Source organism: Nocardia sp. NPDC057668 (genome assembly GCF_042799795.1).
GTDB lineage: Bacteria > Actinomycetota > Actinomycetes > Mycobacteriales > Mycobacteriaceae > Nocardia.
This window is the reverse complement of the sequence record NZ_JBHVIC010000001.1, coordinates 2,420,187-2,444,847: the sequence shown is the minus strand read 5'-3', so window position 1 is coordinate 2,444,847 and position 24,661 is coordinate 2,420,187. Positions and strand designations below refer to the sequence as shown.

Sequence of the window (24,661 nt, the reverse complement as noted above, 5' to 3'; positions counted from 1 at the left end):
GCCCGAAGCGACCCCCGGGGCGCGAGGATCGAACAATCGTGCCGGTGCATCCGGCTCCGGCGTACCCGAAGGACCGAACCTATGGGCACGATCGACACCAGCGGCGCCGTACGCGGCGCCGGAACCGCCATCGCGGCCGCCGCGGCGCTCACCGTCCTGTGCGCTCCCGCCGGGGCCACCGCCACCCGGGTGGGCGTGGAACCCGGCATCAGTTACGGACCGGCGACGAACTACGGCACCGGCTGCACCTACCCGGTCAACGGCTACGTCGACGATCCCTCGGCCCCGGTCGTGTTCTACGACAACGGCATCGCCTTCGCCACCGCCGTCCCCTCGGGCCGGATCGCGGTCGGCCACTGGACCCCCGCCACCCCGGGCGTCCACCGCCTCCAGATCGTGCAGCACACCGTCCCGGGCGCGGACGTGGTCCCGTACGTCGACATCACCGTCGGCACCGGCCTGCTCACCGGTTCGGGCTGCGTGGTCCTGCACTGACCCCGGGCCAGCACCGGGGCGACGCGTCCGCAACGAAGTCGCTGCCTGTCTCGGATCTCGTTGACTTTCGGAGGAGCCGACGCGCCCGGTTACGGCCGCGCCGACCCAGGGGCGGGGCCTGCACGCGACGTGTCCGGGCGGAATCCCCTGTCGCCCGGGCGAGACCGTGCCGATCGAGTTCCGCGGCGTGGTGCCTCGACGTGAAACCCGCTCAGTGCCCGGCGAATGCCGCCTCCGCCGCGGGGGCGGCGGCCTTGCGGTCGGTGTCGACCAGGCCGATCCGGGTGCGGCGGTCCAGGAGATCGTCGGCGTCCAGCGCGCCCTCGTGGCTGACGGCGAACGCGAATTCGGCTGCGAGCACGTCGATCCCGGGCGCGACCGGCTCGGCCAGCGCGGCGTCGGCGCGCGCGAGGTCCAGCACCGCGGCCGCCTCGCTGCCGTACCGCTCGACCAGCCGGGTCGGGGCCTCGATCCGATCGCGGGCGACCCCGGTCACCGCGCCGACCAGCGGCAGGTCGCGGGTGCGGCAGGGACCTGCCGTCAGATTCGCGTGTGCGACAGCGGCGTTCACCGTGTCCTCGGCCATCTTGCGGTAGGTGGTGAGCTTGCCACCCACCACGGTGATCAACCCGGTGGGCGAGGTGAGCACCGCGTGCTCGCGGGAGATGTCGGCGGTACTGTCCGCACCGGTGCGCAGCAGCGGCCGCAGCCCGGCGAAGGTGCCGCGAATATCCTCCCGGCGCAACGGTTCCCGCAGCACCGTGTTGACGGTGTCGAGCAGGAAATCGATCTCGGACTCGGTCGCGTGCGGCACGTCCGGCACCGGCCCGGGAGCCTCCTCGTCGGTCAGGCCGAGGTAGACCCGCCCGTGCGCGGCGGGGAAGGCGAACACGAAACGGCTGGTGCTGCCCGGAATCGGCACGGTCAGCGAGGCGGAGAGCCCGCCGAAGGCGGCCGCGTCGAACACCAGGTGCGTGCCGCGCGAGGGTCGCAACTCGATGCTCGGATCCACCTGATCCGCCCAGACGCCGGTGGCGTTGACGACCGAACGCGCTCGCACGGAAAGGGTTTCGCCGGTCAGCTCATCGCGCAGGACCGCCGTGGTTCCGGTCGCCTCGGTGGCCGCTACCCGGGTGAGAACGGACGCCCCGTGCGCGGCGGCGGTGCGCGCGATCGCCACCACCAGGCGCGCGTCGTCCACCAGCTGCCCGTCCCAGGCGATCAGCCCGCCGCGCAGCCCGGCCCGGCGGACGGTCGGCGCGTAGCGCAGCGCCTCGGCCGCGGCCACCCGCCGCGAGCGCGGCAGCACCGCCGCCGGGGTGCCGGCCGTGCGGCGCAGCACGTCACCGGCGGCGAAGCCCGCCCGGACGAGGGTCTTCTGAGCCGCGCCGATGGTCGGCAGCAGCGGCACGACCTGCGGCAGCGCGCGGGTCAGATGCGGTGCGGTACGGGTCAGCAGGATGTCGCGCTCCACCGCGCTCTCGTGCGCGATGCCGACGCCGCCGCTTGCCAGGTAGCGCAGTCCGCCGTGCACGAGTTTGGAACTCCACCGGCTGGTCCCGAACGCCAGGTCGTGCTTCTCCACCAGCACCGTGCGCAGCCCGCGCGCGGCGGCGTCCAGGGCCACGCCCACCCCGGTGATGCCCCCGCCGATCACCAGCACGTCGATGGTCTCGCTCGCACCGAGCGCGAGCAGTTCCCGCTCGCGCCGTGCGGCGTTGAGGGCGGAGCCGGGCTGAGCCGAAGTGCCGGTCATGACGGGACCTTTCGATTCGATGCGGTACAGCGGGTGCTGCGCACCGCCCGGGCGGGCGGCGATCAGGGCGCCGGGGGCGCGAGGTATCCGGTGATGGCGTGCGCGAGTTCGACATCGAGGCGCGCGGAGTCGAGCAGTTCGGCGACCGTGCCCGCGGACTGCACCGCGGACTGCGCCATGAGCAGGAGCATCGTGCCGAGTTGTTCGGGATCCCCGGCTCGAATGGACCCGTCGCCCTGGCCTTCTCGGACCGCGGCCGCGAACAGGTCGATGAGCGCGCGCTGATTGCGGCCCAGCCGTTCGAAGACGTAGGTGAGCATGACGTCGGCATCGGTGCGGAAGATCTTGGCGAACAGCGGATTCCGCCGGATCGTGGATCCGCCGCCGACGATGGCCGCCACCAGCCGATCGCGCGCGGTGCCGCTGTCGGGCACCGCGTCGGCGATGATCTCGCGCAATTCGCGCACCAGCAGATCCGCGACCAGGGAGCCCGTGTCCGGCCAGCGCCGGTACACCGTCGGCCTGCTCACGCCCGCCCGCCGTGCCACCTCGGTGAGCGTGGTGCGCCGCACGCCGAACTCGGCCACGCAGGCGCGGGCGGCGTCCAGGATCGCGAGATCGACGGCGGAGGTGAGCTCGGGGGCGGCGAGATCGGGGGAGGACGGTTCGGTCGAAGCCATGTGCACCACCCTTCCATCACCCGCTCGATCGGCGGTTCTCGTTACTGCTTGACATTCTATGTCAGACTGTAACGCATGGTCGACACACAAGCAGCATTCGCTTCGCCGGGAAACCCGGGCGAGCCGCAGGACCGCGCGAGTATGGTGTGGGACGCCTGGGGATCCCCGTCCGGACACAAGCCACTCTCGGAGCAGATTCGAGGGCTGCTCACGCAGGTGTTCGGTGTGTCCGGGGAACCGGCGACCCGTCGCGATGAGGGCGACGTGCCGCTGCGTGACTCGACCCTGACGCCGGAACACCGGGCGGGGCTCGTCGCGGTGGTCGGTGCGGATCACGTCTCTGTCGACCACCGCGATCGGCTGCTGCACGCGGGCGGCAAATCCACCCCCGACCTGCTGCGCCGTCGCGCCGACGGCCCGCAGGACGCCCCCGACGCCATCGTCTTCCCCGCCGCGCACGACGAGGTCCAGGCCCTGCTCGAATACTGCTCCGGCGCGGGCATCGCCGTGGTGCCCTTCGGCGGCGGCACCAGCGTCGTGGGCGGCCTCGACCCCGCACGCGGCGCCTTCGCCACCGTCATCGCGATCGACCTGGCCCGCCTGGACACCCTCACCGAGGTCGATCCCGTCAGCGGCACCGCCACCCTGGGCGCCGGCCTCTCCGGCCCGCGCGCCGAGGAACTGCTTGCCCGGCACGGTCTTTCGCTCGGGCACTTCCCGCAGAGCTTCGAGTACGCCACCATCGGCGGTTTCGCCGCCACCCGCTCCTCGGGACAGGCCTCGGCGGGGTACGGCCGGTTCGACGACATGATCCAGCGCCTGCGCGTGGCCACCCCGGCGGGCAGCCTCGACCTGGGCCGCGCCCCGGCCTCGGCCGCGGGACCCGATCTGCGCGAACTGTTCTCCGGTTCCGAGGGCGCGCTCGGCATCATCACCACCGTCACCCTGCGCGTGCATCCGGTACCCGAGACCACCGCCTACCAGGCGTGGTCGTTCCCCGACTTCGCCACCGGAGCGGCCGCCCTGCGCACGGTCATCCAGGCGGGCGCGGCGCCCACCGTCATGCGCCTGTCCGACGAGGCCGAGACCGGCCTGAACCTCGCGCGCGCCGGTGACATCGGCGGTGCGACGGTCGGCGGGTGCCTCGCGGTCACCACCTTCGAGGGCACCGCGGCCCACGTCGCGGCCCGCAGCGCCGAGGCGATCGACCTGTTGCGCGCCGCCGGCGGCACCGCCCTGGGCGAGACCCCCGCCCGCGAATGGGAGCACGGCCGCTTCTCCGCCCCCTACCTGCGGGACTCCCTGCTGGACGCGGGAATTCTGTGCGAGACCCTCGAAACCGCTACCACCTGGGCCAATCTGGCCAACCTCAAGGCGAAAGTCACCGCCGCCCTGACCGATTCGCTCACCGCGCAGGGCACCCCGGCCCTGGTCATGTGCCACATCTCGCACACCTACCCGACCGGCGCCTCGCTGTACTTCACCATCGTCGCCAAACAGGCCGATGACGCGCTGGCGCAGTGGGCGGTCGCCAAGCGCGCGGCCGGAGACGCCATCGTCGCGGCCGCGGGCACCATCACCCACCACCACGCCGTCGGCGCGGACCACCGGCCGTGGATGGGCGCCGAGATCGGCGACCTGGGCGTGCGCGTGCTGCGCGCGGTGAAACAGGAAGTCGACCCCGCAGGCATCCTCAACCCTGGGAAGCTCATTCCGTGAGAGAGATTCGCTCGATTCTGCTCGTGACCAATCCGCTGTCGGGTCACGGCAAAGGCGTGCAGGTGGGCATCGCCGCCGCCGATCGCTTCGCCGCGCGCGGCGTGGCCGTCACCGAGATCCGCGGGGTGTCCGCGGCCGACACCGAGGAACAGGTGCGCGCGGCACTGGCCGATCCGGCCGCCCGCCCGGACGCCGTCGTCGCCGCCGGTGGCGACGGTCTGACCTGTGTGGTGTTGCAGGCGCTGGTCGGCACCGGCGTCCCGCTGGGCCTGGTGCCCGGCGGCACCGGCAACGACCTGGCCCGCGAGGTCGGGGTGCCCGACGACACCGACGCCGCGGTGGACGTCGTGCTGGCCGGCAACGCCCGCACCATCGACCTGGGCACCGTCCAGGCTCAGGACGCCGATCGGCCCATGTGGTTCGCCACGGTCACCGGCACCGGCTTCGACGCGCGAGTCACCCTGCGCGCCAACGCCCTGGTCTGGCCCAAGGGCCCGCTGCGCTACACCCTGGCCGCGGTCATCGAACTGGCCGGGAAACTGGCCGTGCCCTATCGCATCGAGCTGCACGGTTCGCCGGATCATCCGGACGGCACGGTGATCGAGCTCGACGCCGTGATGGTGGCGGTCGGCAACACCCGGACCTACGGCGGCGGCATGCTCATCGCGCCCGACGCCGTCATCGACGACGGGCTGCTGGACCTGACGGTGGTGGGCAAGATGTCCCGGCTGGACCTGCTGCGACTGCTGCCCGCGCTGTCCTCCGGCAAGCGCATCGATCATCCCGCTGCCGGGCAGTACCGGGCGGCGAAGGTGGTGCTGTCGGCGCCGAACGCGCCCGCGACCGCCGACGGCGACCCCGCGGGCATGCTCCCGGCCACCTTCGTGTCCCGGCCCGGCGCCATCGAGGTGCTGGTGCCCTGAGCGGGTCCCGGCGAGACTGTGCCCCGCGCCGGAATGGCGCGGGGCACAGTCTTTTCGGAGGGTGCGGTGAAGTCCCGGTCACCCGTGGCCGGTCCGGGCTTACCAGACCTGGAGTACGGCCACGCCCTCCGAATCCACGAGCACATCGACCGACCCACCCGGCCGGGACGCCGCTTCGCGGACGATGTCGTTCAGCCCGGCGAACACCCGGTCCCCGTCCCGGGGGAGTGCGGAGTCGGGCTGGATACCCACGCTCAGCGCACCGCGCGGTACATAGCGATCGGCGAGGGCGGGAACGGGACTGTCTGCGAGGGAACCGGTTTCGGCGGGGCTCAGTTCCAGTCCGACCGCGCCGACGTCCGGGATCATGAACGGTGTCGCGGCGGACGCTGTCGCCGCGCCCGCGAAGCCGGTGACGGCCGCAGCGCCGAGTAGCACGGCGATGCCGGTGGTCCGCTTCGAAGCTCTGACTCGCATGGTGACCCGCTTTCCAACGGTGGACACGAAGTCCGGGGAGGGGTTGCCGAGCTGTGCGTGGATCCGAGCTGTGCGTGGATATGGAGTGCCCGGCGTGAAATGCGTGAAGTGGAGTGGAAGCGACTGGCGCCAGCCGTATAGCAAGAACACATCACCGCAGGTGAAGCGGGCAAGTGTTTGCGAGCTGCCTCATAGAATCCGGGTGCGGTGACCCGGGTCACACGACCGTTCGTGCCGCGCTCAGGCCGCGAAAGTGACCTCGTGCAGCGCCGTGACCGCCGCCCGATCCAGGATGACCACGGACTTGGGCGCGGGCCGGGGTTTGACCCCCGCGCCCGCCAGGCCGATCAGGCGCTGCCAGCGCAGGCAGTGCCAGCGGAAGCTCATCCGGCCCACCTCCCGCCCGCGCGAGATCTGCCCGGCCATGGCCAATTCCGCCGTAGCGTCGATCATGATCAGGTGCACGGTCCGGCCCGCCGCCCGCGCCCACACCGCCACCAGCCAGCGCACCCAGTCCCGGGTGCCGCAGTCGTGAATGATGACCGGCCCGGCCGCGCGGAACAGCGCCATCCGGATGCGCAGGTAGTGGGTGACGTGCACGATCGGCAGCCACAGCGGGTACGGCACCGCCTCCAGTCGCGGCTGCCACCAGTTGCGCGAGTGCTGGGAATCGAGCAGCAGCGCCCCGTCCGGGCTCAGCGCCGGCTGCACCGCGTCGGAGGTGCTGCCGAACAATTTGCGCAGGGCGGTGCTCTTGCCGGCCCCCGGCACCCCGGCGACGATGACCGCGGCCGTTGCGGGATAACGCAATTCGTGGATCGCGACGCCGCGCAGATCATGCACCTGATGCGGTGTCACCACGCGGGGTGCGGAAGACAACGGGGTGGAGCCGGGGTCAAGCGGGGGGTTCACATCTCCAGGATCGGCAGCGAAAAGGGTTCCTGCAACCGGGATATCCCTGAAATCGCCCCCGAACCGCCGCCGGGGCCCCGGCTGCCTGCGCGGGAACACCCGTTGTGAACCTCCCGGCCGGGTGTCACCACGTGACCGGGAGCGCGGTCAGGCCCCGGGTGAAGACCTCCTCCCGCTGGGTCGGGCCCGCCGGGCCGGCATCCAGCGCCATGGTGGGGAAGCGCGCGGTCAATTGCCCGATCGCCGCCTGCATTTCGATGCGGGCCAGCGGCGCGCCGATGCAGTAGTGACTGCCGAAACCGAAGGTGACATGCTGCCCCTGCGCACGGGCGAAATCGACGCGGGCGGGATCGGGGAACACCGTCGCATCGTGATTGGCCGAGGTCAGCCCGAGCAGCACGAGATCGCCCGCGGCCACCTGTTCCCCGCGCACCGCCAGATCGACGCGGGCGTACCGCGGCAGGTTGGTCGGCTCGCAGGCGCGCAGCAGTTCGTCGACGGCGGCGGGCACCAGCTCCGGGCGTTCGTGCAGGGTCCGCCACAGCTCCGGCTGCTCCAGCAGCATCAGCGCCGCCACCCCGATCTGCACCACCGAGGTCTCGTGGCCGGCGAACAGCAGCACCATGGCGAACATGGCGACGTCGTCGTCGGTCAGCTCCGGATCCGCGCACAGCCGCGAGGTCACGTCGTCGCCGGGGTGGGCGCGCTTGTGCTCCACCGATTTCCGGCAGTAGCCGAAGATGTCGGCCGCGCCCTGTTCGGCTTTCCCGCGATCGGCCACGTCACCCGCGGCGGCCGTCCACTCCCGGAAGCTGTCCCGATCCTCGAACGGCACCCCGAGCAGCTCGCAGATGATCTGCAACGGCAACGGGACCGCCAGCTCCGCGTGCAGGTCCGCGGGCCCGCCGCGGGCCGCCAGGACATCGAGCAACTCGGCGGTGACAGCGTCGACCCGCGGCCGGAACGCGCGCATGCGACCCGGCGAGAAGTGCCGTTGCAGAATGGATTTCATGCGCGCGTGGTCGGCGAGCTCGGTGTCGAAATTGCCTATCGGGCCGCCGAAGAAGGCGGACTCGCCGATCCGCGCGGCGGTCTCGGGCGTGCGATGCGAGCGTCCCAGCCGGGCGTCGGCGAACAGTTCGCGCACCAGGTGATAGCCGGTCGCCAGCCAGGCGGAATCGCCGGTGGGCGTGGTGATTCGGGTCAGGCCGGCCGCACCGGTCACCGGGCACACGCCGGTGCTCCGCTCCGTGCCGGTCATGCCGTCACCTCGCCGCTCGCGGAAACGCGGGCGCGCACCGCCTCGATGATTCGAATCCGATGTGTCACGGAGTTCCTGCCTTTCCTGGGTCATGGTCGGTTCCGAAATGATTCGGGTGCTGAGTGCTGAGTGCTGAGGCCGCGTGGGCGGGAGGCGCGGCCTCGCCCGTATGCCGAATCACCAAGCGAGTACTCGTGCCCCGCGACGACGCCTCACCGGCAGGAGGATTCACGATGGGGCGCACCTCGGCCGGCGCGGGCGGTAGAACGATCACCGGGGTCGTGCGCGCCGGGGAGTCATCCGTTTCGGCGACCGCTGCGTCCCTCGCGTCGTGCGGCCGTGTGCCGGGGGCGGTAGCTCGGGCACCGGCGATTTCGCGCCGCGCGGCGCCGAGACGGGTGGTCAGAACGCCGTGTTGTTGAAGGGCCGTCGAGTGACCGCGAGCGCCCGGTCCAAAGCCGCGACCGTGCCCGGGACGAACTCCTCGACGCGACCGGCGCGGTGGAGTTCGGTGACGGTGTGGGCGCCGAAGTAGACGCTCGTCAGCTCCAGCGGGCCGATCCGCAGATCCGGGACGGCAGTGGGACCGGCGTCGGTCCACGTGCCCGCGCCGTCGCGGACTGCGAGAACGCTGGTGCCCGTGCTCATTCCCCACGGGTCGGCCAGCTCGATCACGCCGTGGAAGTCGGCGGCGAAGGTGCGCGCTGTGATCGCGGCGGGCAGGTCCAGGATCCACATCCACAGACTCGCGCCGACACCGGCCACCGCGGCCGTGCGCAGGTCCTCGAGCAGCAGCGGGGTGGGATCGTCCACGGCCGTGGTCATCTCGACGGTGTCGTACTCGCCGTGACCGAGCAGACAGCGCAGCAGCTCGCGATGGGCGGCGGTGGTGACCGCGCAGAAATCGCGGACCGACACCGTCGTGCCGGTCAGGTCGTAGATGACGTATCCGTCCGGGTGGGTGATCACGCAGGAGTCGTCGGCGAAGGTGCTCGGCCACCAGAACTCGTTGCGGCTCAGCGCCCCGGGCGTCACGCGCTGCCACCGGTCGTAGATCTCGCGCAGCAGCGGGATCGACTCGGAATACCGGCGCTCGCGAGCCGGTCCCGAATCACCGGGCGCGGAACGCAGTTTCGCGCGCCTGCGATCCACTCGCAGCCGGCGGGCGTACGCGCCGACGCCGACGTAGCCGTAGTTGCCGCCCGGTCCGGGCATGGCGGCCAGCACCTGCGAGCCGCCGGACAGGGCGATGGCGGCCAGCTCGCTCTGAATCTTGGCGTAGATACCGCGTTTCTGATGCGTGGTGGCGACCATGCCCTGCGCGCACGCCGCCACGCTCAGCTGCCCGCCGCCGGGCACCGTCACCCGCATGCGGATCACCGAGGCGGTGCCGACGATGAACGGTGCGGACGGATCGGAGACGTCCTCGGCCACCGCCACGTCCGCGAGGCGGAACTGCCGCTTCCAGAGGTCGAAGTCGCGGGTGTGCACGCCGCCGAAGGCGCGGAAGTAGCAGTCCCGCAGTGCGTCCCAATCGGCCTCGGTGGCGCGGCGCACCGCGATGTCGTCCAGTACCCGGCTGTCCCAGTCCGAGAGCAACTCCGAAGTCATACCGCCACTTCCTGTTCCGGGGCCGCGCCGCGCGGGCGGTACGCCGCGCGCACCTTGTCCAGCGCCGCCAGCAGATCGTCGATATCGCCGCGTTCGCCCAGCAGCACGCTGTGATGCAGCAGCAGGGTGTGTTCGCGGTAGTGGTCCGCCCCGGCGAAGGTGCGCTCGGAGGTGTCCGCGCCGTCCCAGATCCGGGCGAAGCGCGCCTTGGTCCGCGGGCGCAACAGGGCGCTGCGATGCAGGGGCGGACGCGGCGGGTACACCTTCGTGCCGAGTTCGGCGGTGAGCGCGGCCGCGACCCGCTCGACCGGGGCCGCACCGAAGACGCCGGGCTCGAAGCGGATGCCGTACTCGTAGACGGCCCGCCGATCCACCTGTGCCGGAACGGGAATCGCGCTCAGTCCGGGCCGGGCCGCCAGGCCTGCCTCCAGCTCGCCGGCGCGCACCGCCCGGTGGGCGTGCTGGGCGTCCAGCCGGGGGAGCTGATCGAGCAGCACGCCCGCGGTCAGCTCGGACATGCAGTAGTTGCCGCCCATGATCTCGCAGTCCTCGACGAGTTCGTATTCGCCCGGGCGCGGCGCGTCCGCGAGGTAGCCGCGCGAATCCGCGCGCAGCATGAGCATGCGGCGATAGAGGGCCGGATCGTCGGTGACGGCGGCCCCGGCCTCCCCGGCCGCCAGGGTCTTGGCAGCGCCGAGGCTGAAGACGCCGATGTCGCCGAAAGTGCCCAGGGCCCGGCCGTTCCACCGCGTTCCGTGCGCCTGCGAGCAGTCCTCGATCAGCGCGACGCCCGTCTCGCCCGCCAGCGCCGCGAGTTCGTCGACCCGCGCCGCGGTGCACGCCAGGTGCACGGCGATGACCGCGCGGGTGCGCTCGGAGAGCGCGCCGCGCACGTGATCCGCTGTCACGCAACCGGTCCCGCGATCCACGTCCACCAGCACCGGCAGCGCGCCCACCCGCAGCACGGCGGTCGCGGGGGCCACCCAGGTCAGCGCGGGCACGATGACTTCGTCACCGGGCCCGACGCCCAGTGCCTCGAGGGCGATCACCAGGGCGCTGGAGCCGTGATCGACGCTGACCCCGTACGCCGCCCCGGTGTAGCGCGCGAACTCCGCGGCGAAACGCCGCTCCCGCGATTTGCCGCCCGCCGGGGCGTACCAGCTCACCGACCAGCGCGACGAGCGCAGCGCGGCGAGCAATTCGCGTTCGGTGCCCGCGTCGTACTGCGGCCACACCGGCCAGGCCCGGCCGGCGCGAATCGGCGCGCCGCCTTCGACGGCCAGCATCACACGCCCACGGCACGGACGCAGGCGGCGGGCAGCGCGAGCGCCTCGAGCGCCGCCCGTATCTCGTCCATCGACACGTGCACCAGCGGCAGCGCACCGGTCCGGGCCGGCGTGCCCAGACCGTCCAGCAGGACGAAAGGCACCGCGTCCGAACGGGCTTCGAGATAGCCCTTCTTGTTGTCGTCGCCGATCACCGACAGCACATCGGCGATGCGCACCGCGGCGGGCAGCCGCGGTTCCACCCCGAGCCCGGTCACGATCTCGTAGTGCACGCGCAGCTCCCGCTCGGTGAGCCGGCCCCGCGCGTGCGAGATGTGCGCCGCCACCAGCATTCCCACCGCGACCGCCGCGCCGTGCGACAGCCCCGCCGCGCCCCGGGCCCGGTGATCACAGATCTCGATGGCGTGCCCGGCGGTGTGCCCGTACTCCAGCACCAGCCCCGACCCCCGTTCGAAGGTATCGGCACGGGTGACCGCCGATTTGGCCGCGATGCTGGCGTCCAGGAGCCAGCGCAGCGCGGCGGGCGTGGCCGGCGCGCCGGAATCGATGACGGCGCGCAGCTGTTCCAGGGCCGCCGGATGAATGGCCAGGCAGTTCTTGGCCATCTCGCACAACCCCGAGCGCAGCTCCCGCGCGGTGAGGGTTTCGAACAGGCGCACGTCGGTGTAGACGGCCGCCGGCGCGTAGTAGGTGCCGATGTGGTTCTTGCCGACCGGGCTGTTGATGGCCTGCTTGAGGGAGAGCACCGAGTCCATGGCGGCGATCGTGGTGGTCGGGATGTGTACCAGCCGCACCCCGCGGAACAGCAGATTCGCCATGAGCCCGGCCAGATTTCCGGGCACGCCGCCGCCGAACGCCACCACGACCGAACGCCGGGTCACCCCGGCGCGCAGCGCGGTTTCGAGGTGCGCGGTCAGACAGGCCAGGGTCTTCATGGACTCGCCCGCGCGATGGCTCAGCGTGATCGCGGGAGTCGTGCCCGCCAGCCGGGACAGCGCCCGGCCGTGCAACTCCAGCACGTGATCGTCGGTCACGAAGACCAGGGTGTCCGCGGCCAAACCGGCGATCTCCGCGGCGATCTCGTCGAGGCAGTCCTCACCGAAGGAATACGGAAAGGACTGATCGCCGATCCGAATGGTGCGTGAAGTCATTGCCATGCGGGAAATTTCAAGTGACACAACAGCGTTTGGCAAACGGTGAGCTGCCCCAGTCAGAGCCTGCCCCGCGCGCCGGTACCACTGCCCGGACCGGCGCCCGGGCGGGGTACCACCGGCAGGGGTAGCGCCCGCCGCGACTTCGCCGCGAGGACCGGTTCCGCGCGCGGTACTGTGCAATTCCGGCAGGTCACGAAGGCTGCCCGGGCGAATGGGAGAACTCTTGCCGGACAATGACATCGGGCTGCCGGGCAGCCGCGGCGCCGGCGCCTCCGCACTGCGCGCGCCCTCGCTGGCCGAGTTCGTCCGCGAGCGCCGTTCGCGGGGCACCGCCCGGCATCCGGCCGGACTGACCCGCAAACAACTGGCGGAGGCCACCCACGCCAGCCTCGGCTACATCGCCAAGATCGAACAGGGCGATGCGCTCAACCCCGGCCCCGCCATCCTCGACTCCCTCGCCACCGTGCTGGGCCTGGACGCCGCCGAACGCGTGCACCTCTATCACCTGGCTCAGCAGCAGCCCGCCCGGCGCAATCCCCGGCAGCTGCGCCGCGACGACCCCGTCGTCGACACCGTGCGCCGCACGCTGGACGCCCTGCTGCCGCACCTGGGCGCGGCCCTGGACGACGGCTGGCGAGTGGTCGCCTGCAACAGCGCCTTCGACGCGGCCTTCCCCGGTCTGCTGCGCGGCGGGCACGTGGTGCGCTGGCTGTTCACCGATCCGCGCGCTCGCATCGTCATCGAGGAGTGGGAGCACGAGGCCCGCCTCATGGTCGGTCGATTCCGCGCCTACGCCGCGCAGGCGCACGGGCGCGCGGAGATAGACGAACTGTTGGCGGAACTGGGCGAGCACGCGGACTTCCGCAGGCTGTGGGCGGACGCGCACGTGCGCATCGGCCGCCCGGACTCCACCTTCAAGCTGCGAAATCCCAAGACGGCCACCATCTTCGACGTGGTCGTGCAGCGCTATCGCAGCACCGCGCCGGACACCTCGCACCAGCTGTTCATCGGGCTGGTCGGTGCGGAGCCCGCCGCGGCTACCCGGGAAGTCCCGCCAGAAAGTCCCGGAAGATCTCGTTGACCGCGTCGGGATGGGTGAGGTTCGGGACCATGGACGCGCCCGCGATGGTGTGCAGTGCAGCCGGGCCGCCGAAGGCCGCGGTGATCTCGAGCGCGTCCCGCGGGCTCGAGGCCTGATCGCTGGATCCGCGCAACACCAGTGCGGGACAGTCGATGTCGCCCAGCAGCTCGAACACCGAATCCCGGTTGATCAGGCATTCGGTGGTGAGCCGGACCCGGCTGCGATCACCGGCCATCCACTTGTCCCACCACGGCAGCTTGTCCTCGAGGGTGCCGCCGATGGTCAGCGCCGACACCATCTTGATCGTGGGGGTCAGCGGGCCGTCGCCGGCCCAGTAGTCCAGCACCTCGCGGTAACCCACCCGCCGATCCGGCGGCATGGCGCGGGCGGTGCACCCGATCACGATGACCCCGCGCACCCGCGGCGGCGCGAGCAGCGCCATGCGCAGCGCGGTGGACGCGCCGTCCTCGACACCGCCGACCACGACCCGGTCGATGCCCAGGTGATCGACCACGGCCCAGGCGTCGCGCGCCAGATCCCAATAGCTGAACGGCGTTCCGTCGTCCGAGCTGGGACCGTGACCCCGGGAGTCGATGGCGACGATCCGGTACTCCCGCCCCAAGGCGGATCGCTGCGGTTCGAACATCTCGTTGTCCATGAGCATCGAGTGCCCCAGAACTATGGCCGGCCCTGCACCTCCCGTATCGGCGTAATGAATCTTCGTTCCCCCACGAGCGACGAACGGCATATTTCGGACTCTACGACAGCCTTTCGCCGCGGGAGCCGGATCCCGGCCGGTGCCCCCGACCGCGCGCGACAGTGCGCCCGACGCAACGTGAATGCAACGAATACCGGTCTACCCTGGGCGATTTGGCCGAATCCTGAGAATTGCTTATGGATTCGGGAATCCGGCTCGAACCCCCGGTAGTCTTCTTGTTGAGGCGGGGCTTCCGGTGTCCCTCATCCGCCGGTAGTCCCGCCCCTATCTTTTGCCTCCGCGTCTCTTTTGCCTCCGCGTCGCTCCGGCGGGTTCGCGGCCCCCTTTGGCCCGGTTCTTCCCTCCCTCCGCTTCGCTCCCCGCTCCACTCGGTCCAGAACCGGGCGGGCCGAGAACTGCGAGCCGGAGTTGTCGCGAGCCGGAGTTGCCGACAGCGTTCAGCGGCGAGGCTGCAAAGCTCGGCGGCGCTGTCAAGCCCTGCGCGGGCCTCAATTAGAATCGCCAGGTGACCAGCACAGCCTCTGAGAACCCACGTAATCGTGCCGATGCCCTCCCCAAGAGCTGGAACCCCAGCGACGTAGAGAGCGACCTGTACGAGGGCTGGGTACGCGCTGGTTACTTCACCGCCGACGCGAGCAGCGACAAGCCCGCCTACTCGATCGTGCTGCCGCCGCCGAACGTCACCGGCAGCCTGCACATGGGCCATGCCCTGGACCACACCCTCATGGACCTGCTCACCCGCCGCAAGCGCATGCAGGGCTTCGAGGTGCTGTGGCTGCCCGGCATGGACCACGCCGGCATCGCCACCCAGAACGTGGTGGAGAAGCAGCTCGCCGTCGACGGCAAGACCAAGGAAGACTTCGGCCGCGAGCTGTTCATCGACAAGGTCTGGGACTGGAAGCGCGAGTCCGGCGGCGCGATTCAGGGCCAGATGCGCCGCCTCGGCGACGGCGTCGACTGGAGCCGCGACCGCTTCACCATGGACGACGGCCTCTCCCGCGCGGTGCAGACCATCTTCAAGCGCCTGTACGAGGCGGGCCTGATCTACCGGGCCGAGCGCCTGGTCAACTGGTCGCCGGTGCTGCAGACCGGCATCTCCGACCTCGAGGTCGACCACAAGGAGGTCGACGGCGAGCTCGTGTCCATGCGCTTCGGGTCGCTGAACGACGACGAACCGCATGTGATCGTCGCCACCACCCGCGTGGAGACGATGCTCGGCGACACCGCCGTCGCGGTGCACCCGGAGGACGAGCGGTACAAAGCCCTCATCGGCACCACCGTCTACCACCCCATCACCGGCCGCCAGATCCCGATCGTCGCCGACGACTACGTCGATCCCGAATTCGGCTCCGGCGCAGTGAAGATCACCCCCGCGCACGACCCCAACGACTTCGAGCTCGGCCTGCGCCACAACCTGCCCATGCCCACGATCATGGACAAGACCGGCAAGATCGCCGACAGCGGAACCGAATTCGACGGCATGGACCGCTTCGAAGCCCGCGTGAAGATCCGCGAACGGCTCGAGGCCGAAGGCCGCATCGTCGGGCGCGTGTACCCGTACAAGCATCAGGTCGGGCACTCCGAGCGCTCGGGCGAACCCATCGAACCGCGCCTGTCCATGCAGTGGTGGGTCAAGGTCGAGGGCATCGCCAAGGCCGCCGGCGACGCCGTGCGCAACGGCGAGGTGAAGATCCACCCCGCCAGCCAGGAACCGCGCTGGTTCGACTGGGTCGACAACATGCACGACTGGAACATCTCCCGCCAGCTGTGGTGGGGCCACCGCATCCCGATCTGGTACGGCCCCGCGGGCGAGATCGTCTGCGTCGGACCGGACGAGCAGGCCCCCGAGGGCTACGTGCAGGACCCCGACGTCCTGGACACGTGGTTCTCCTCCGGCCTGTGGCCCTTCTCCACCATGGGCTGGCCCGAGACCACCGCCGAACTCGAGAAGTTCTATCCCACCAGCGTTCTGGTCACCGGGTACGACATCCTGTTCTTCTGGGTCGCCCGCATGATGATGTTCGGCATGTTCGTCTCCGACGATCCGGTCATCACCGCGGGTAAGAAGGCCGAGGCCAAGCAGGTGCCGTTCCAGGATGTGTTCCTGCACGGCCTGATTCGCGACGAGCACGGCAAGAAGATGTCCAAGTCGCGCGGCAACGGCATCGACCCGCTGGACTGGATCAACGAATACGGCGCGGACGCAACCCGATTCACCCTCGCGCGCGGGGCGCAGCCCGGCAGCGACCTGTCCATCGGAACCTCGCACGTCACCGCCTCGCGCAGCTTCATCACCAAGCTGTTCAACGCCACCAAGTTCGCGCTCATGAACGGCGCGCAGCCCGGCGAGCTTCCGGCCCGCGAGACCCTCACCGACTCCGATCGCTGGATCCTGGACCGCCTGGACCAGGTGCGCGCCGAGGTGGACGCCAACTTCGACCGCTACGACTTCGGCAAGGCCTGCGAGCAGCTCTACCACTTCGCGTGGGACGAATTCTGTTCCTGGTACCTGGAATTGGCCAAGGTGCAGTTCGCCGAGTCGCAGGAGCGCACCGCCAGCACCCGCATCGTGCTCGGCAACGTGCTCGACGCGGTGCTGCGCCTGCTGCATCCGGCCATCCCGTTCGTCACCGAGGAACTCTGGCGCGCGCTCACCGGCGGGGAATCGGTGGTCATCGCGGCCTGGCCGCAGGCCAGCGGCGTTGCCGCCGACGAGGTTTCGGCCCGCCGCATCGCCGACACCCAGCGACTCATCACCGAGATCCGCCGCTTCCGCAGCGATCAGGGCCTGGCCGACAGCCAGAAGGTCGCCGCCAAGCTCATCGGACTGGACGCCGCCGACGTGCTCGCCCAGCAGACCGAGATCGCCAACCAGGGCCGGCTCACCGCCCCCGGTGACGACTTCGCCGCCACCGCCTCGCTCGAGGTGCGCCTGAGCAACGCCACCGTCACCGTCGAGATCGACACCTCCGGCACCGTCGACCTCGTCGCCGAGGCGCGCCGTCTCGAGAAGGACCTGGCCGCGGCGCAGAAGGAATTGGCCGGCACCACGGGCAAACTCGGCAACGAGGGCTTCCTGGCCAAGGCCCCCGACGACGTCGTCGCCAAGATCCGGGGCCGGCAGGAGATCGCCGCCTCCGAGGTCGAGCGCATCGGCGCCCGGCTGGCCGAGATCGCGAAACTGGCGGACCGCAAATGAGCGACGACCACGATCACGACATCGACGAGCAGCCGGACGAGCAGCGGCCCCGGTACGCGGAGGGGCCGCTGGCCGGCACCTCCCCGGTGGATCTGGCCGAAATGGCGCTGGTCGAGGCCGAACTCGACAAGCGCTGGCCGGAAACCAAGATCGAGCCGTCGCTGACCCGCATCGCGACCCTGATGGACCTGCTCGGCTCGCCCCAGCACGGCTATCCGGCCATCCACATCGCGGGCACCAACGGCAAGACCTCGGTCACCCGCATGATCGACGCGCTGCTCACCGCGCTGCATCGGCGTACGGGCCGCATCACCAGCCCGCACCTGCAGCTGGCCACCGAGCGCATCGCCATCGACAACGCGCCCATCACACCCGGACGCTACGTCGAGCTCTACCGGGAACTGCTGCCCTTCCTGGAGATGATCGACAAGCAGTCCGACGCCGCGGGCGGTCCGGCCATGAGCAAGTTCGAGGTGCTCACCGGCATGGCCTACGCGGCCTTCGCCGAAGCGCCGGTGGACGTCGCGGTCGTGGAGACCGGGATGGGCGGGCGCTGGGACGCCACCAACGTGATCGACGCGCAGGTCGCGGTCATCACCCCGATCGGCCTGGACCACACCGAATACCTCGGCCCGGACCTGGAATCCATCGCGGGGGAGAAGGCCGGGATCATCAAGAAGGCCCCCGACGACGGCCTGGTCGCGCGCGACACGGTCACCGTCATCGCGCAGCAGGAGCCCGAGGTCATGGAGGTGCTGCTGCGCCGAGCCGTGGAGATGGACGCCGCCGTGGCGCGCGAGGGCTCGGAGTTCCGGGTGCTCACCCGCGCGGTCGCCGTCGGCGGCCAGGTGCTCTCGCTGCAGGGCCTGGGCGGGGTCTACGACGACATCTTCCTGCCGCTGCACGGCGAGCATCAGGCCCGCAACGCGGTGCTCGCGCTCGCGGCGGTCGAGGCGTTCTTCGGCGCGGGCGCGTCCCGCCAGCTCGACATCGACGCCGTGCGCGCCGGATTCGCGACCGCGGTGAGCCCCGGCCGGATGGAACGCATGCGCAGCGCGCCGACGATCTTCCTGGACGCCGCGCACAATCCACAGGGCGCCCAGGCCCTGGCGGCCACGCTCACCGGCGAATTCGACTTCCGCAAACTCATCGCCGTGGTGGCCGTGCTCGGCGACAAGGACGCCGGCGGCATCCTGGACGCCCTCGAACCCATCGTCGACGCGGTCGTGGTCACCGAGAACGGCTCGCCGCGCGCGCTGCCCGTCGACGACCTGGCCAACCTGGCCGTCCAGCGGTTCGGTGATGAGCGCGTCGCGGTCGCCAACGACCTCACCGACGCCATCGAAACCGCCATCGCCCTGGCCGAAGAGGGCGAACATGGCGAAATGGTCTCCGGTGCGGGCATTGTGGTGACCGGATCGGTCGCCACCGCCGGGGCGGCCCGCTCGCTGTTCGGAAAGGATCCCGCGTGATGGCGGAGCAGACCTCGATTCCCGAACCCGCCACCGACCCCTGGAAGGGCTTCCGCGGGGTGATGGCCGGGACGCTCATCCTCGAAGCCATCACCGTGCTGCTCGCGCTGCCGGTGGTCTCGGCCGTGGGTGGTGGCCTGGAATGGTGGTCCATCACCTTCCTGGTCGGCCTGGCCGTGGCGATGTTCCTGGGCGCGGGCGTGCAGGGCAAGCCCTGGGCCATGACCTACAACCTGGTCCTGCAGGCGCTGCTGATCATCGGCGGCGCCTTCATGCAGCTCTCGATCCTGGTCATCGGCGTGGTCTTCGCCATCGTCTGGGCGTTCATCCTGTTCCTGCGCGCCGACGTCCGCAAGCGCATCGCGGCGGGCCTCCTGCCCAGCCAACAATCCCGCCTCCCCGGAACTCGAGCGCCCGGCTGAGAGCCGCGACAGTCCCATTCGCGTGGGATCGTAAGGTGCGCCATCCGCTCTGGGCGTACCCGGCGAGTTACCCCGAACTCACGAAATCAGTCGTCACGGTGGGGGAGGGCCCAGAGTGCGCTTAGGTCCTGGCAGCGGCGGCCAGCTAGGATTTTCGCGTGACTGAGCAGACGTTGGTACTCATCAAGCCGGACGGCGTGGCCCGGGGCCTGGTCGGGGAGATCATCACCCGCATCGAGCGCAAGGGTCTGAAGATCGCGGCGCTGAAGCTGGTGAACGTTTCCGAAGAGATCGCGGTCGAGCACTACGCCGAGCACCGGGAGCGGCCGTTCTTCGGTTCGCTGATCGAATTCATCACCTCGGGTCCGGTCGTGGCGGCCGTGCTCGAGGGTAACCGCGCCATCCCCGCCTTCCGCCAGATCGCGGGCGGCACCGACCCGGTCGAGAAGGCCGCCACCGGCAGCATTCGCGGCGACTACGCCCTCGAGACCCAGTTCAACCTGGTGCACGGCTCCGACTCGCCCGAGTCCGCCAAGCGCGAAATCGCCCTCTGGTTCCCCGAATTCACCCTCTGATCCGCTCCCGGGCTCCGCATCGTGTGGGCCGATTACCGGCCGCACCGGGTGCGCTCGCCCGAACCTCCGGCACCACCGGCGACGGGGTGTCGGGGGTTCGTGGGCGCGACGCCCCGAGGTGGTGTGGGATACTGGCATCGGAAGTGACCGCTGCCCGCCATTAGCGGCAGGTGAGGGCCACCTCCGACTGACTACACGGCACGACGGACGATCATCGCTGCCGCCGACGGCTACCGAGACTCGGCTGTCGGGCGGCCCGCTGGATGAACGCTCGTGTCGTGGGGTCGAGCCAAACAGCCAGGCGCCACGTGACCACATTCGCCCGAACGACGACAACATAGGTGATAGCGGGCACGCGGCGCGCAGACCATACGCTCTCGCGCCCGATGGGGTGTGGGACGAGACAGCGCCCCCGCGTCGGCCGCGTCACTCACATCTGAGGGACGCGCCCGGGGGTCCCGAGGAGATTTCGTGGCCGATCAAGAGCCGCAGGACGCATCGCAGGTGAACGCCGGAGAACAGGGAGCGGCGGCCGACCCGGTCGCCGAACAGCTTCCCGAACGCATCCGGGTACACGCCCTGGCGAAGCTGCTGGGAGTGACCAGCAAACGAATCCTGGCCCACCTGACCGAAATGGGCGCGCAGGCGCGCAGCCCGCAATCCAGCCTGGACCGCACCGTCGCGGAATCCGTGCGCGACGCCTTCGGCCCGCAGGCCGTCGAGACTGCGGCCCCCGCCACGGTGGACGAGGCCATTCTCGCCGGTGACGTGCTCGCCGCCGACGAATTCGCCGCCGAAGAGGTCGAGGCCGCCGAGGCCGTCGTCGTCGCCGAGCCCGAGGCCCGCCCCGCGCGCAAGCGCGCCCCCAAACTTTTCGCCAGCCCGTTCCAGCAGCCGGAGCTGCCGATCGGCGAGCCCATCGTCTACCAGCCCTCCGCGCCGGTCGCCGCGCCGCTGTTCCTGTCCCCGGACATGGCCGCGGTCGAGGAGACCCGCCGTAAGCAGCGTGCCGAGCGCAAGCCCAAGGCCGAGTCCGTCAAACCCGAGGCCGTCAAGCCCGAGACCGCCAAGAACGAGCCGGCCGAGAACGCGGACCGGTCCGGCGCCGACACCCGCGGCGAAGCCCGGTCCCGCACCGAGAACAAGGCCAAGGTCGAGGTCGAGGCGGCCGAGGACAAGGCCGTCGAGGATAGCGCCGACGATGCCGAGGACGACCAGGATTGGGACGGCGACGACTCGCGTTCCGAGCGTGGTGACGGCGCGTCGCGCCGGCGTCGCCGCGGCCGTCGCGGCCGGGGCCGGGGCCGGGGCGAGCAGTCCGCCGACGGTGACGAGTCGGGCGAGATCGATCCCGAGATCGAGGATCAGCTCCGGGCCGATGCCGAGGAAGAGGCCGACGCCGAGGACGACGCCGACGACGAGATCGTGCCCGAGGGCTCGAGCAGCCGTCGCCGCCGTCGCCGTCGCCGCCGCAAGGGCGGCGAGGACAACGAGCCCGAGAACACCGAAGACGATCCGCCGAACACCGTCGTGCACGAGCGCGAGCCGCGCAGCAAGCGCCGCGCCGCCGCGGCCGCCGCGGCCAAGGACGTCGACGAGGTGCAGGGCATCAGCGGTTCCACCCGCCTCGAGGCCAAGCGCCAGCGTCGCCGGGACGGCCGCGAGGCCGGTCGCCGCCGCCCGCCGATCCTGACAGAATCCGAATTCCTGGCCCGCCGCGAGTCGGTGGACCGGGTAATGGTGGTGCGCGACAAGCACTTCCCCGATCACCCGAGTTCCACCACGCAGGTGGCGGTGCTCGAGGACAACATCCTGGTCGAGCACTTCGTGACCAGCACCGGGTCCGCGTCCATGGTGGGCAACGTCTACCTGGGCAAGGTCCAGAACGTGCTGCCGTCCATGGAGGCCGCGTTCGTCGACATCGGCCGCGGCCGCAACGGCGTGCTGTACGCGGGCGAGGTGAACTGGGAGGCCGCCGGTCTCGGCGGCCGCGAGCGCAAGATCGAGCAGGCGCTCCGGCCCGGTGACACCGTGCTGGTGCAGGTCTCCAAGGACCCGGTCGGCCACAAGGGCGCGCGCCTGACCACGCAGATCAGCCTGGCCGGTCGCTTCCTGGTGTACGTGCCCGGCGGCACCTCCACCGGTATCAGCCGCAAGCTGCCCGACACCGAGCGCAAGCGCCTCAAGGAGATCCTGCGCGACATCGTGCCGCAGGACGCCGGGGTCATCATCCGCACCGCGTCCGAGGGCGTGGAGGAGTCGGAGCTGGCTCGCGACGTCGAGCGGCTGCAGCAGACCTGGCGGTCGATCGAGGATCAGTCCAAGAACGGCTCGAACGCGCCCAAGACCCTCTACGAAGAGCCCGACCTGCTGGTCAAGGTCGTTCGCGACCTGTTCAACGAGGACTTCTCCAAGCTCGTCATCGAGGGCGAGCGCGCCTGGAGCACGGTCGAGAACTACGTGCGCACCGTGGCCCCGGATCTGCTTGTCCGCGTGGAGAAGTACGAGGCCAACGGCAGCGTCGACGTCTTCGGCAGCCTGCGGATCGACGAGCAGCTGGCCAAGGCACTCGATCGCAAGGTGTGGCTGCCCTCGGGCGGCACCCTGGTGATCGACCGCACCGAGGCCATGACGGTCGTCGACGTCAACACCGGCAAGTTCACCGGTGCGGGCGGCTCGAACCTGGAAGAGACCGTCACCCGCAACAACCTCGAGGCGGCCGAGGAGATCGTGCGCCAGATGCGGCTGCGCGACATCGGCGGCATGATCGTGGTCGACTTCATCGACATGGTCCTCGAGTCGAACCGGGATCTGGTGCTGCGCAGACTGACCGAGGCCCTGGGCCGCGATCGCACGCGTCATCAGGTGTCCGAGGTGACCTCGCTGGGCCTGGTCCAGATGACCCGCAAGAAGCTGGGAACCGGTCTGGTCGAGGCGTTCTCGACCACCTGCGACACCTGCCACGGCCGCGGTCTCATCGTGCACAACTACCCGGTGGAGTCCGCTCCGGCCGGGGACGAGGGCGTGGGCCGTCGTGAGGGCTCGCGTCGCCGTCGCAAGGATCGCGGCAATGCCGCGGCCGAGCAGGCCCCGCTCACCGGCGTGGTCGAGGCCGCAGCCGCCCCGGCTGCCGAGGAAGAGGTCAAGGAGACCAAGGAGAAGGCCGCCGCCCGGCGTGCGCATCCGGTCGCCCTGGCCATGGCCGCGCACCACGACGACGACATCGACGTGGCCGACGAGGTGGCTTTCGCCACCGAGGCGGTCGCCGCGGCCGAGGCCGCCGGCGCCGAAGCGGTGTCCGAGGCCGCGATCCGGGACCCCGAGCCCGCCGCGCGCGCCTCGACCAACGGCACCGGGCGGCACACGCCCGCGGCCGAATCCGCCGCCGACGCGGTGGTGGCCGAGGACGCCGTTGTCGCCGCCGCCGAAGCCGCGGTCTCGGTGGCGGACGCGCAGGACGCGACCGCGGTGCAGACCGCACCCGCGGAGCCGAAGACCGTCGAGCCGAAGCTCGCTGTCGCCGCGCCGGAGGTCACCGAACCGGTGAGCGCCGAACCGGGTCGCCGTCGCCGCCGCGTGGCGCGCTCGGTCTCCACGCCGGCCTCGACCAGCGAGGGCGCGGTGTTCGTGCTGTCGAGCACGGATCAGCCCGCCGCGCCGGCCCTGTCCCTGCAGGACCTGGCACCGGCCGAGGTGCCCCCGCGCACCCGTGCGCGGCGCCGGGCCGCCGGTCGTCCCGCCGGGGCGCCGGAGGGCGGGAACTAGCCCCGCCGAAGCTGTTTCGCGGTCCGGCCCCGGCGTCATCACGCCGGGGCCGGACCGTTTCGGCGGGCGCGAGAGCGTGCGACGTGACGCACGCGACAGCCCCGCGGGCAGCCTCGGCCGGCCCGCTGAGCTGTGCCTTCGGCTCCGATTCGGGTGGCGCGACCCCGGTTTGGCCGGGTCTCCCCGGTCCTGTACTCTTGGACAGTCGCTGCCCCCGGCGACAGCACTCTGCTGTGCTGCTTGATTCGAGCAGATGCTGTGAGAACGAGGGCCAGGTTCCCAAGAGGACCGACCGGCCCCAGGCGGCGTGCAATACCAGACCAGTCGTACGGCGGTTTCCGGTGTGAACCGGAGGATCAGTCGTGTGAGCAAAGTGTTGACACCAGCACTAGTACAGGAAGAAGGGCAGCCGACCGATGGCAACGTACGCAATCGTCAAGACCGGCGGAAAGCAGTACAAGGTCGCGGTTGGTGACCTGGTGAAGGTCGAGAAGATCGAGGGTCTGCCGGGCACTGCCGTGTCCCTGGCGCCGGTGCTGGTCGTTGACGGCGCCGAGCTGACCACCGATGCTGACAAGCTGGCGAAGGTTTCCGTGTCCGCCGAGGTCGTCGAACAGACCAAGGGCCCGAAGATCCGCATCCACAAGTTCAAGAACAAGACCGGCTACCACAAGCGTCAGGGCCACCGTCAGAAGCTGACGGTCCTGAAGGTCACCGGCATCAACTAAGTTTCCGACCAGGGGATCGCTGGTTCGATCCCCGGCACGAGGAGTTCTGAAATGGCACATAAGAAGGGTGCATCCAGCTCGCGCAATGGTCGCGATTCGAATGCCCAGCGGCTCGGCGTGAAGCGCTTCGGCGGTCAGGTCGTCAAGTCCGGCGAGATCCTGGTTCGCCAGCGTGGCACGCACTTCCACCCCGGCGTCAACGTCGGCCGTGGCGGCGACGACACGCTGTTCGCCCTCGCGGCGGGTTCGGTCGAGTTCGGCACCAAGCGTGGCCGCAAGACCGTCAACATCGTGGTTGCGGAGCCGGCGAACGCCTGACCGGCGAGCCGGAGCTGAGCTCCACAATCTCTCCCGAAGCGGGTCAGGGTGCGATGCCCTGGCCCGCTTCTGCTTTGCTCGGCCTTCGTACCCCCGCAACTCTCAGTTC

Annotated in this window: 20 protein-coding genes; 11 read left to right on the top strand and 9 right to left on the bottom strand. The window is 70.6% G+C overall.

Translation table 11 applies throughout. The annotated features are described in order from the left end of the window. The first annotated feature begins 81 nt into the window (after positions 1-81). Entirely contained in the window at positions 82-495 is a 414-nt protein-coding gene (locus tag ACFVBH_RS11240) for a hypothetical protein (protein ID WP_354989917.1), read from the top strand. A gap of 211 nt (positions 496-706) precedes the next feature. On the opposite strand, the gene ACFVBH_RS11235 is transcribed toward ACFVBH_RS11240, so the two are convergent. Beyond that, complete coding sequence (locus ACFVBH_RS11235) at positions 707-2,251, bottom strand: glycerol-3-phosphate dehydrogenase/oxidase (protein ID WP_379001240.1); 1,545 nt, start codon at positions 2,249-2,251, stop codon at positions 707-709. A 62-nt stretch (positions 2,252-2,313) separates the two neighbouring features. After that, entirely contained in the window at positions 2,314-2,931 is a 618-nt protein-coding gene (locus ACFVBH_RS11230; RefSeq protein WP_379001239.1) for a TetR/AcrR family transcriptional regulator, read from the bottom strand. Positions 2,932-3,072: 141 nt separating this feature from the next. Here ACFVBH_RS11230 and ACFVBH_RS11225 point away from each other — a divergent pair, with 141 nt between their 5' ends. Continuing rightward, positions 3,073-4,650, top strand: coding sequence for an FAD-binding oxidoreductase (locus ACFVBH_RS11225; RefSeq protein WP_379001701.1), 1,578 nt, complete (start codon positions 3,073-3,075; stop codon positions 4,648-4,650). Next, positions 4,647-5,573, top strand: a complete 927-nt coding sequence (locus ACFVBH_RS11220; RefSeq protein ID WP_354989914.1) for a YegS/Rv2252/BmrU family lipid kinase — start codon at positions 4,647-4,649, stop codon at positions 5,571-5,573. Before ACFVBH_RS11225 ends, ACFVBH_RS11220 begins: the two co-directional genes overlap by 4 nt. A gap of 99 nt (positions 5,574-5,672) precedes the next feature. On the opposite strand, the gene ACFVBH_RS11215 is transcribed toward ACFVBH_RS11220, so the two are convergent. The 6 genes from ACFVBH_RS11215 to ACFVBH_RS11190 all read right to left on the bottom strand — a co-directional run bounded on the left by ACFVBH_RS11215 (position 5,673) and on the right by ACFVBH_RS11190 (position 12,277). Beyond that, positions 5,673-6,050, bottom strand: a complete 378-nt coding sequence (locus ACFVBH_RS11215) for a hypothetical protein (RefSeq protein WP_354986245.1) — start codon at positions 6,048-6,050, stop codon at positions 5,673-5,675. A 240-nt stretch (positions 6,051-6,290) separates the two neighbouring features. Next, positions 6,291-6,962, bottom strand: coding sequence for a hypothetical protein (locus ACFVBH_RS11210; RefSeq protein ID WP_354986246.1), 672 nt, complete (start codon positions 6,960-6,962; stop codon positions 6,291-6,293). Between the two features lie 124 nt (positions 6,963-7,086). Continuing rightward, on the bottom strand, positions 7,087-8,223 hold the full coding sequence (locus ACFVBH_RS11205) for a cytochrome P450 (protein WP_379001238.1): 1,137 nt from the start codon (positions 8,221-8,223) through the stop codon (positions 7,087-7,089). 402 nt (positions 8,224-8,625) lie between these two features. After that, positions 8,626-9,834, bottom strand: coding sequence for a GNAT family N-acetyltransferase (locus ACFVBH_RS11200; protein ID WP_379001237.1), 1,209 nt, complete (start codon positions 9,832-9,834; stop codon positions 8,626-8,628). Beyond that, positions 9,831-11,120 (bottom strand): DegT/DnrJ/EryC1/StrS family aminotransferase, encoded by a 1,290-nt coding sequence (locus ACFVBH_RS11195; RefSeq protein ID WP_379001700.1) that lies wholly within the window; start codon positions 11,118-11,120, stop codon positions 9,831-9,833. The genes ACFVBH_RS11200 and ACFVBH_RS11195 overlap by 4 nt, the downstream gene beginning before the upstream one ends. Beyond that, positions 11,120-12,277: a 2-deoxy-scyllo-inosose synthase gene (locus ACFVBH_RS11190; RefSeq protein WP_379001236.1), complete on the bottom strand. Its 1,158-nt coding sequence runs from the start codon at positions 12,275-12,277 to the stop codon at positions 11,120-11,122. Before ACFVBH_RS11190 ends, ACFVBH_RS11195 begins: the two co-directional genes overlap by 1 nt. 208 nt (positions 12,278-12,485) lie before the next feature. On the opposite strand from ACFVBH_RS11190, the gene ACFVBH_RS11185 reads away from it, so the two are divergent. Continuing rightward, positions 12,486-13,355 carry a helix-turn-helix domain-containing protein gene (locus tag ACFVBH_RS11185; protein WP_379001235.1) on the top strand — a complete coding sequence of 290 codons (870 nt, stop codon included), beginning with the start codon at positions 12,486-12,488 and terminating at the stop codon, positions 13,353-13,355. Here the strand turns inward: ACFVBH_RS11185 and ACFVBH_RS11180 are convergent. Continuing rightward, positions 13,312-14,103 (bottom strand): alpha/beta fold hydrolase, encoded by a 792-nt coding sequence (locus ACFVBH_RS11180; protein WP_379001234.1) that lies wholly within the window; start codon positions 14,101-14,103, stop codon positions 13,312-13,314. The two genes, ACFVBH_RS11185 and ACFVBH_RS11180, sit on opposite strands and share 44 nt — an antisense overlap. A gap of 475 nt (positions 14,104-14,578) precedes the next feature. Here ACFVBH_RS11180 and ACFVBH_RS11175 point away from each other — a divergent pair, with 475 nt between their 5' ends. From ACFVBH_RS11175 to rpmA, 7 genes are all read left to right on the top strand, one after another. Then, complete coding sequence (locus ACFVBH_RS11175) at positions 14,579-17,272, top strand: valine--tRNA ligase (protein WP_379001233.1); 2,694 nt, start codon at positions 14,579-14,581, stop codon at positions 17,270-17,272. Between the two features lie 101 nt (positions 17,273-17,373). Beyond that, positions 17,374-18,744: a bifunctional folylpolyglutamate synthase/dihydrofolate synthase gene (locus ACFVBH_RS11170; RefSeq protein ID WP_379001698.1), complete on the top strand. Its 1,371-nt coding sequence runs from the start codon at positions 17,374-17,376 to the stop codon at positions 18,742-18,744. Then, the gene (locus ACFVBH_RS11165) at positions 18,744-19,166 is read left to right on the top strand and encodes a DUF4233 domain-containing protein (protein WP_379001232.1); all 423 of its coding nucleotides are present in this window, start codon (positions 18,744-18,746) and stop codon (positions 19,164-19,166) included. The genes ACFVBH_RS11170 and ACFVBH_RS11165 overlap by 1 nt, the downstream gene beginning before the upstream one ends. A gap of 158 nt (positions 19,167-19,324) precedes the next feature. Continuing rightward, positions 19,325-19,741 (top strand): nucleoside-diphosphate kinase, encoded by a 417-nt coding sequence (gene ndk, locus ACFVBH_RS11160; protein WP_354986254.1) that lies wholly within the window; start codon positions 19,325-19,327, stop codon positions 19,739-19,741. A gap of 471 nt (positions 19,742-20,212) precedes the next feature. Next, positions 20,213-23,506: a translation initiation factor IF-2 N-terminal domain-containing protein gene (locus tag ACFVBH_RS11155; protein WP_379001231.1), complete on the top strand. Its 3,294-nt coding sequence runs from the start codon at positions 20,213-20,215 to the stop codon at positions 23,504-23,506. Positions 23,507-23,922: 416 nt separating this feature from the next. Continuing rightward, entirely contained in the window at positions 23,923-24,234 is a 312-nt protein-coding gene (gene rplU / locus ACFVBH_RS11150; protein WP_354986255.1) for a 50S ribosomal protein L21, read from the top strand. A gap of 51 nt (positions 24,235-24,285) precedes the next feature. Then, the gene (rpmA, locus tag ACFVBH_RS11145) at positions 24,286-24,552 is read left to right on the top strand and encodes a 50S ribosomal protein L27 (RefSeq protein ID WP_354986256.1); all 267 of its coding nucleotides are present in this window, start codon (positions 24,286-24,288) and stop codon (positions 24,550-24,552) included. Positions 24,553-24,661 lie beyond the last annotated feature (109 nt).

Excerpts from the sequence above, each read along its gene's own strand:
- ACFVBH_RS11170 (WP_379001698.1), top strand. The coding sequence starts at position 17,374 with ATGGCGCTGGTCGAGGCCGAACTCGACAAGCGCTGGCCGGAAACCAAG.
- ACFVBH_RS11180 (WP_379001234.1), bottom strand. The coding sequence starts at position 14,103 with ATGCCGTTCGTCGCTCGTGGGGGAACGAAGATTCATTACGCCGATACG.
- ACFVBH_RS11185 (WP_379001235.1), top strand. The coding sequence starts at position 12,486 with ATGGGAGAACTCTTGCCGGACAATGACATCGGGCTGCCGGGCAGCCGC.
- ACFVBH_RS11195 (WP_379001700.1), bottom strand. The coding sequence starts at position 11,120 with ATGCTGGCCGTCGAAGGCGGCGCGCCGATTCGCGCCGGCCGGGCCTGG.
- ACFVBH_RS11240 (WP_354989917.1), top strand. The coding sequence starts at position 82 with ATGGGCACGATCGACACCAGCGGCGCCGTACGCGGCGCCGGAACCGCC.
- rpmA (WP_354986256.1), top strand. The coding sequence starts at position 24,286 with ATGGCACATAAGAAGGGTGCATCCAGCTCGCGCAATGGTCGCGATTCG.
- ACFVBH_RS11205 (WP_379001238.1), bottom strand. The coding sequence starts at position 8,223 with ATGACCGGCACGGAGCGGAGCACCGGCGTGTGCCCGGTGACCGGTGCG.
- ACFVBH_RS11235 (WP_379001240.1), bottom strand. The coding sequence starts at position 2,251 with ATGACCGGCACTTCGGCTCAGCCCGGCTCCGCCCTCAACGCCGCACGG.
- ACFVBH_RS11230 (WP_379001239.1), bottom strand. The coding sequence starts at position 2,931 with ATGGCTTCGACCGAACCGTCCTCCCCCGATCTCGCCGCCCCCGAGCTC.
- rplU (WP_354986255.1), top strand. The coding sequence starts at position 23,923 with ATGGCAACGTACGCAATCGTCAAGACCGGCGGAAAGCAGTACAAGGTC.
- ACFVBH_RS11225 (WP_379001701.1), top strand. The coding sequence starts at position 3,073 with ATGGTGTGGGACGCCTGGGGATCCCCGTCCGGACACAAGCCACTCTCG.
- ACFVBH_RS11200 (WP_379001237.1), bottom strand. The coding sequence starts at position 9,834 with ATGACTTCGGAGTTGCTCTCGGACTGGGACAGCCGGGTACTGGACGAC.
- ACFVBH_RS11190 (WP_379001236.1), bottom strand. The coding sequence starts at position 12,277 with ATGGCAATGACTTCACGCACCATTCGGATCGGCGATCAGTCCTTTCCG.
- ACFVBH_RS11165 (WP_379001232.1), top strand. The coding sequence starts at position 18,744 with ATGGCGGAGCAGACCTCGATTCCCGAACCCGCCACCGACCCCTGGAAG.
- ACFVBH_RS11215 (WP_354986245.1), bottom strand. The coding sequence starts at position 6,050 with ATGCGAGTCAGAGCTTCGAAGCGGACCACCGGCATCGCCGTGCTACTC.